The following is a 7,525-nucleotide window of genomic DNA, read 5'->3' on the forward strand; positions in this document are numbered from 1 at the left end:
AGGCGTTCGTCAAAGTAGCGACGATTGGCAACCTGGGTCAGCCCGTCCATATAGGCTAACCGCTGAAGCTCTTGATTAGCGGCGCGGAGGGCGTCCTCGACTACCAGACGTTCATGGATTTCTCGCTGAAGCTCTCGGGTACGGGCTTTGACGGTGTATTCGAGCGATCGCGAATGCTCCTCTAGCTTGTGGCGCGATTGCTGAATCTCTTGGCTCATCTGGTTAAACGACTGCGCCAAAACTCCGAGTTCCTGAATCCCGTTTGCCTTAACTGGCTGACTCAGGGTATCGCGAGCAATTCGCTGGCTGGCGTCGGCTAGCTGCCAAATCGGCGTTGCGATCCGGCGGCTGGTCCATCCACTCACCCCGATCGCCAAAATCACAGCCACCAGACACAACACAACAGCGGTGCGAGTGTTGGCTGTAATCTGCTCTGTGAAATCCGCTTCCGGCACCACCACCACAATCAGCCAATCTAAGCCTTTTCTGTCTTTTAATGGCTGAATCTGAACGAGATGGCGGTTGCCCGCGATCGTCAACTCTAAGGTCTCTGGCACGATGGGGAGGTACTTGCCGTAGCGATCGGCTAAATAGCGAGCCGTTGCTCGCGTCACCAGGTTTTGGCTGTTGATCGCCCGAATCCGAAACGCTCCCTGACGATTAGGTTTCTGGAAGGGCGCTTCTCCGGTTGAGGTTGCCACCATTAGCCCAGAGCGCTCGATAATAAAGCTCTGTCCAGTTTTACCAATCCGCAGATTTTGCAGAAATTTGCCAATCTGCGAAAGATTGAGGCTGCTGACAACCACGCCCTTAAGTTTGCCATCGCGACCGCGAATGGGCAGCGAGGCAGCAATGTAGGCGTTGGCTCTCGCGACGTGTAAGTAGATCGGGCTCCAAACCGGACGATCGGCGCGAACAGCCGCTCGATACCACGGGCGAGCGCGCGGATCGAAGTTTTTGACCCGCTTGATCAGGCGTCCGTGACCGCCCGTACGCTGGGTGGCATAGAGGCGCAGTTCGTGATTAGTAGCCGCACCTGCGGCATAAAGGGACAGTGGTCCCTGCTCCGATCGCTCCGCGCCAATATTCTCTCGGGTTTCCAGCGCTAGCCCGGTAAAGGTAATGCCGCCGTAAATTTTTATCTGCTGCTGGAAGTACCGCTCTAGGCGTGGCAAGTCCCGCAGATTCCACTGCCCCTGCTCAAAAGCAATCGCATTGTTTTGAATCACTTGATGAGGCACCTGAAGGTACTGACGCAGATTCTGTTCGATGTGGGTGGTTGTATTGTCTCGAATTTGGCTGGTTATTTCTGTAACCGCTTGCTTACTGGTGTAGAAAGACAGCCAGCCCAGTAACCCAACGAGAAGCGACGTTTGCAGCACAAACGGAACCACCAGTACCAGGCGCAGGGGCAGTGTACCAAAACGGTTGGACAGTCGAGTTGACATGGACGATCGCCCCTGAAATGGACTGGTAGGACGCTTCGGCTGAACACTGCGCTAGTGTGCCCAGCGATCGATGCTTCCGTGCCCACCTCCAGCAGATAATCAGCGGCTCATCTCCAACATACGCTGAAGCGGCTTGAGAGCAGCGACCTGCGTTGTTTTAGGTAGCGTAATCTCTGGAGTCCGGTGCTTCATGCAGTCGTAGAGTTTTTCTAGTGTGTTCAGCCGCATATGGGGACACTCGTTGCAGGCGCACTGATTCATGGGTGGAGCGGGAATAAACCGCTTGTGCGGGGCGGCTTTCTCCATCTGGTGAATAATCCCAGGTTCCGTCGCCACGATAAAGGCTTGACTGGAACTCTGTTGAACGTACTTAAGCAGCGCCGTAGTAGAGCCAATGTAGCTGGCATGACGCAGCACCGCAGGCTCGCATTCGGGATGGGCGATCGTCTCGGCATCGGGATGCTGGATCTGTAGCTGCACCATTTTTTTCTCGGAGAAGGTTTCATGCACCATGCAGCTTCCCTGCCACAGCACCATGTCTCGTCCAGTCTTGTCCATCACGTACTGACCCAGGTTGCGATCGGGTGCAAAGATGATTGGTCGATCGAGAGGCACCTGCTGCACAATCTGGACAGCGTTGGCGCTGGTGCAGAGGATGTCACTCATCGCCTTGATGTCTGCAGTGCAATTAATGTAAGAAATTACCAAATGATCGGGATGCGCTGCCTTGAACGCTGCAAACTCGTTGGGTGGGCAGCTATCTGCGAGTGAGCAACCTGCAGCGAGATCCGGCAGCAGCACCTGCTTGTTGGGATTGAGAATTTTGGCGGTTTCCGCCATGAAATGGACGCCTGCAAAGACGATGACATCCGCTTGCGTCTTAGCTGCCTGCTGCGAAAGCCCTAAGGAATCACCGAGATAGTCCGCAATGTCCTGAATATCTGGATCTTGGTAGTAGTGTGCCAGAATCACAGCATTGAGTTCGCGCTTGAGGTCGGCGATCGCAGCAAACAGGTCGATCGGGCGTGTCGCGCGAGGCGATGAAAGCGTAGTGGTGAACACAGGAGACGTTTTTTTAGAGGTCAGTTCCTGCAATTATAGTTTATCTCACCAAAACTAGTAAAAACCTTGTATTGCTCTGTACCAAAATCAGTACCGCAGATCGAAGATTTCTAGGGGCTGTGCGGGCAAATCGGGTGGAACAACGGCGCGATCGACGGCTACTTTGCGGCTTTCTCGCTGCGTGTGCATCTCGATCGCGATCGCCTCGACCCCAATTTCTAAGCTGCCAAAGGGCACGGTTAGCTGGGTAAGCGCTTCGAGTTCGTCGTGTCCGTTGGGCAGAAAATCGACGAGCCAGCGCGGACCATCCAGGAGTGATCGGGTTTGGCGATCGGTGACCCACAGCTTAACGTAGATGCGAGGCAGCACGTTTGGCAACCGGACGCGGATATTTACCGTCTTGCCTGCAATCAGTTCTCCGGTTGTGACATGCAAATCTGGCGTGGGCACGGGTTGATCATCGGGTAGCACCAGCGGATTGACTGAAGTGGGCTCTACACGATTGGATTGAGGTCTGCGGCGGCGAGTTTGCGGCACGAGCGGCTCATCATCCACTACGATTTCGTGCGCTAGGTGTTCTGAGTCCGTACTCAGAGGCACGATCGCCGTCACTTCCTCCGCTGGCTCAGCGACTCTTGCTGCTGAAAGATTGGCATCTGCTGCAAGGGAGCTGAGGCGAGACAGAAATCGCTCCTGGAGATTAAGGGCGCGAAACGCTTGCTGTACCGATGCTGCTGTGTCTTTTAATGGCTCATCTTCTAATGGCTCATCTTCTAATTCGGGTGGAGCACCAGAAGCCGACTCGTCTATAGCGTCTAGGGTTACAGCGTCTAGGGTTGCAGTGTCCGACTCGTCTAGCGTTTGAACAAGCTCCACGTTCTCGTCGCGATCCTCATCGATTATCTGCTCCTTATCTACCTGCTCTTCATCCACAGCAGGGGACTCTGTGTTCTCGATCGGCGCGTCCTCCGGCAGCTCTGCTTCTTCGACTGGCGGAGTCGCTGGAACCTGAGGCGTCATAGCAGCAAACGTCGGCAAATCGATCGGCTTAGCGCGCACATGGTCAGGATCAGGGCGATAGAGCTGAGGCGGCAACGGCTGACCCGCCAGAGACAAGCGACTTGCGGGTTCGACAGCCACAGCAGCAGGTTGGAGAAACGACAGTTCCAGAGACGGCTTTGCCTCCTCTGCCCGCGCCGCCAGCGCGAATGATAGATCGATCGGAGTAGCGGGTTCCTCCAGCACCTCGTTCAGTTTGGTCAATTCCTCGACCAGTTCCGCTGGGTTCACCGTAACCGAAAACGGCTGCATTGCCAGCACGATCGACGTTTCGGGCTGAACCGTGCCGCACAGCAGGAGTTCACCCAGCACGAGGCGCGTCGTTAGCGCGTCGGGCAGCCTGAAACGGAAGCAGAACGACACTGGGAACGGCTGATCGGGCAATGGTTGGCAATCGCTAACTAAAATTCGCAGGCTCTGCGGATCGCGCAGGCAGAGCTGCACTTCCTGGGGAACGGCACTGCTGAGATCGATCGCCGATTCACTGCCGTCCCACGGGTCGGATGCTGCATCCTGGCTCGTCTCTGAAGAGGGATAGTGAATCACAAGCTGCTGGAGATGCGGCGATCCGGTTTCGGCAGTAATCTGCCCTGCCAGAATCAGGTCTTGCCCCGCGCGCGCCATGAGTGCCTCTCGCTCTAGCTGGATGGCAAACGCCGTGGGTACCAGTGCGACCGATGTGGGAGGAACGTCGATCGACGCGTCAGAGCCTAAATCGGTGACTTGATCCGTGACTTGGTCAAGCTCGCGAAACAAATCATCCACTAGCTGATCGGATAACTCCTCGGTTAGCTGAATCAATTGCGCGATCGACGGGTCTAGCACTGGCTCCGGTTCTGGCTCTGGTGCTTCCTCAAGTTCTGGCTCCGGTGCTTCTGGCTCCGGTGTTTCCGCAAGGGGCGCTGTTAAAACTGGAGTCGCCTCGATCGGGGCTACACTGGCTACGGGATCACTGCTTGCAGCCAGTGGAGTTGGCGATTCAGGCTCGTAGACTGGCTCGACCACGGGGGACCAGTCCGGTTCCCAATCGTCTACTTCGGACTCGCAGGGCTGCACGTAAAGCTGGAGCGAGTGCCGCCACGCACTGCCCAGTAGATCTGACATTGGATCGATCGAGGAGCACTGCAACTCCCAAATGCCTGCTTCTAAGCGCGTGAAGGGAATCACGACCATCAAGCCATTAGAGTTGGTGCAGCTAGAGCGCTTCTGAGTGCGACGCTTCGGAGGGTCCGCGTCGATCGCCAGATGGCTAATCCAAACGTCCACTTCCGCGCTGACTTGGCTAGAGCGCGCCACAATCCGGTACTCGCCTTCCAGAATCTCCACGTCGGAGGATTCTAGGGGTAGCCAGGAGCGATCGCCCTTTTTTTGCAGTAGAAATTCCCAGTGCTTCATGTCGCTCCTCTCCAAACGTTTTGCCCACTCCACCGACCAAAGGCGCTAAATCTAGCGTCTAACAGAAGAAAAGTCCGCCTAGAGCACCAGATTGTACCGGACTATTGAGCAGACGTCTGGTTTTTTTACATTCTGTTTCACTAGCAGCTGTAATTCGCGGTGTCGCCTCGCGATCGCAGACAAACGACCGAACCTGCGATCAACCCAATCGTCAAGAAAGACGCTGTAACCGCGGCTGCATCCGCTACCCTGGAATACGGGTAGCTTCAAGTCCCTTACAGTCTGAGCGAAGTACAGCTATGGCGCTGATTGTCCAGAAATACGGTGGCACGTCGGTTGGGTCGGTCGATCGCATCCAGGCAGTTGCCCAACGGGTGTTAAGCACGGTTAAAGCCGGAAATTCGGTGGTCGTAGTGGTTTCAGCGATGGGCAAAACCACCGACGGATTGGTCAAACTGGCAAGCGACATTTCCGCCAATCCCAGCCGTCGCGAAATGGACATGCTGCTGTCCACTGGAGAGCAAGTGTCGATCGCCTTGCTCAGCATGGCACTACAAGCCGTGGGACAGCCTGCGATTTCCCTCACAGGCGCGCAAGTGGGCATCGTCACTGAAGCCGAACACACCCGCGCTCGCATTCTACGGATTGAAACCGATCGACTAGAGCGCCATTTGAGCGAAGGCAAGGTCGTGGTTGTCGCGGGATTCCAAGGCATTAGCGTCACGGAGGATTTGGAAATTACCACCCTGGGTCGCGGTGGATCGGACACCTCAGCGGTGGCGATCGCGGCAGCTTTACGGGCGAATTTCTGCGAAATCTACACCGATGTTCCCGGCATCCTTACCACTGATCCCCGCCTAGTTCCTGACGCCCAACTGATGCCAGAAATCACCTGCGACGAGATGCTAGAGCTTGCCAGTTTGGGCGCAAAGGTGCTGCATCCCCGCGCGGTCGAGATTGCTCGCAATTTTGGCGTTCCGCTCGTGGTGCGCTCTAGCTGGACCGATGAGCCGGGCACGTGGGTCCTCTCTCCGTCGCCCGTGTCGCGATCGTTGGAAGGACTGGAGCTGGCTCGTCCGGTCGATGGTGTCGAGTTTGACACCGATCAGGCGAAAGTGTCCCTGCTGCGGGTGCCCGATCGTCCCGGTGTTGCTGCCCGTTTATTTGGAGAAATTGCGACACAGAGCTTGAATGTGGACTTAATCATTCAATCCATCCACGAAGGCAACACCAACGATATTGCCTTTACCGTTACCAAGCTCTCGCTCAACCGTGCCGAAGCCGTTTCCAGCGCCATTCTTCCCGCGCTAGGTTACCACACGGACCCTAGCCTGGATGCGCCAGATGTGTTGGTCGAGCAGCAGGTAGCAAAGGTGGCGATCGCCGGAGCCGGAATGATCGGGCGTCCGGGAGTTGCCGCGCAGATGTTTTCCACCCTCGCTGCCGCTGGCATCAACATTCGGATGATTTCCACCTCTGAAGTCAAAGTTAGCTGCGTGATTGCCGCCACCGACTGCGATCGCGCGATCGCCGCGCTTTGCCAGACGTTTGACGTCACCCACTCGTCACTTCCCACGCCTGCCCCCTCCCACTCCCCTACTCCGCCTCTTGTTCGCGGGGTTGCCCTTGACCTCAATCAAGCCCGCCTCGCCATTCGCCATGTGCCCGATCGTCCTGGGATGGCGGCGACCCTGTTTCAACTGCTGGCAGACCAGAACATCAGCGTAGACATGATTATTCAGTCGCAGCGCTGTCGGGTGGTAGAAGGCATTGCAACACGGGACATCGCGTTCACGGTTGCGCAACTGGATGCAGAGGCGGCGAAGCGCGCCTTAGAGCAGGCGGCTCCGGAGTTGGGCTGTGGCGAAATTGTGGTCGATCGAGACATTGCCAAGGTCAGCATCGTGGGCGCGGGCATGGTCGATCAACCGGGCGTTGCTGCCCGTATGTTTGACGCCTTGGCAAATCACCAGATCAATATCCAGATGATCGCGACATCGGAGATTAAGGTTAGCTGCGTGGTAACAAAGGATCAGGGTGTGCAAGCGTTGCAGGTGATCCATGCCGCGTTTGGGCTATCGGGCAGCCAAAAAATTCAGGTACCCGCGTAGTTAAGTTGGTCGTTTGGCGCTGAGCTAGCGGTCTGAACCGCTCTAAAACTCAATTCCCGGCTGCGCCTTAATGCCTTGCTCCCGAAACGGGTGCTTCACGAGCGTCATTTCGGTTACGAGATCCGCTCGATCGACTAACGCCTGCGGTGCGCCTCGTCCGGTCAAAATTACATGGGAATCGTCGGGCTTCTCTTCCAGTCCTGCAAGCACCTGCTCCACACTCAAGTAGCCCAGCTTCAGCGCAATATTGACCTCATCCAGCAGTACCAGACGAAATTCGGAGTTGCGGATAAACGACAGCGCTGTGTTCCAGGCTTCTTGGGCTTTTTCGACGTCACGATCGCGGTCCTGCGTTTCCCAGGTAAAGCCCTCGCCGAGTGCGTGGAACTCTAACTGCGGCGGCTGGTCTGCTGTCCCAACGCTCCACGGGCTAAAGGCAGCTTTTTCGGC

Annotated in this window: 5 protein-coding genes; 1 reads left to right on the plus strand and 4 read right to left on the minus strand. The window is 56.4% G+C overall.

Features of this window, described 5'->3' with window-relative positions; genetic code table 11:
- The 3 genes from H6F43_RS02650 to H6F43_RS02660 all read right to left on the minus strand — a co-directional run.
- On the minus strand, positions 1-1,448 hold a 1,448-nt coding region (locus H6F43_RS02650), incomplete at its 3' end, for a cache domain-containing protein (RefSeq protein WP_190340454.1).
- A 99-nt stretch (positions 1,449-1,547) separates the two neighbouring features.
- Entirely contained in the window at positions 1,548-2,510 is a 963-nt protein-coding gene (nadA, locus tag H6F43_RS02655) for a quinolinate synthase NadA (RefSeq protein ID WP_190340458.1), read from the minus strand.
- Positions 2,511-2,597: 87 nt separating this feature from the next.
- Positions 2,598-4,964 carry a hypothetical protein gene (locus H6F43_RS02660; RefSeq protein WP_190340455.1) on the minus strand — a complete coding sequence of 789 codons (2,367 nt, stop codon included), beginning with the start codon at positions 4,962-4,964 and terminating at the stop codon, positions 2,598-2,600.
- A 299-nt stretch (positions 4,965-5,263) separates the two neighbouring features.
- Here H6F43_RS02660 and H6F43_RS02665 point away from each other — a divergent pair, with 299 nt between their 5' ends.
- Positions 5,264-7,075, plus strand: a complete 1,812-nt coding sequence (locus H6F43_RS02665) for an aspartate kinase (protein ID WP_190340456.1) — start codon at positions 5,264-5,266, stop codon at positions 7,073-7,075.
- 42 nt (positions 7,076-7,117) lie between these two features.
- Here the strand turns inward: H6F43_RS02665 and H6F43_RS02670 are convergent.
- Positions 7,118-7,525, minus strand: a 408-nt coding sequence (locus H6F43_RS02670; protein WP_190340457.1) for a cob(I)yrinic acid a,c-diamide adenosyltransferase, incomplete at its 5' end; no start/stop codon positions are given.

The organism is Leptolyngbya sp. FACHB-36 (assembly GCF_014695955.1).
GTDB lineage: Bacteria > Cyanobacteriota > Cyanobacteriia > Leptolyngbyales > Leptolyngbyaceae > FACHB-36.

Coding starts and splice junctions, on each gene's coding strand:
- H6F43_RS02660 (WP_190340455.1), bottom strand. CDS start 4,964: ATGAAGCACTGGGAATTTCTACTGCAAAAAAAGGGCGATCGCTCCTGG.
- H6F43_RS02665 (WP_190340456.1), top strand. CDS start 5,264: ATGGCGCTGATTGTCCAGAAATACGGTGGCACGTCGGTTGGGTCGGTC.